Consider the following 346-nt stretch of genomic DNA (forward strand, 5'->3'; position numbering starts at 1 on the left):
CGACTGCACCTGGATAACACCTTGCCCCGTGACCCGAATTAAAAAAATGAGCTGAACCAATGGAAGGCCGTCTGCTCGCGCGACCAGATCGTCCCGGACACCGGGGTCGCCGCCCTGCTGACCGTTCATGCCGCGGAACGCGGCCTGGGTCTGGGCGGTGCCTGCGGCGTAGTCGGCGATCTCGATCTCGGGCCAGAGGGTGGACGACCCCTCGACGAGCAGCTCGGTGCGGAAGAAGCCGGGAACGACCGTCATCGACGAGATGCCGAAGGGCTCGAGCTCGGGGGCGAGCGACTCGGCCCAGCCCTCGAGCGCGAACTTCGAGGCGGCATAGGCGGACGTGAAC

1 protein-coding gene is annotated in these 346 nt (G+C 66.5%); it reads right to left on the reverse strand.

Annotated elements, in window-relative coordinates; genetic code table 11:
• The coding region (locus ACEN88_RS34785; protein ID WP_413346972.1) for an SDR family NAD(P)-dependent oxidoreductase at positions 1 to 346 on the reverse strand (346 nt) is incomplete at both ends.

The organism is Massilia sp. CT11-108, assembly GCF_047302915.1.
GTDB classification, from domain to species: domain Bacteria; phylum Pseudomonadota; class Gammaproteobacteria; order Burkholderiales; family Burkholderiaceae_D; genus Telluria; species Telluria orientalis.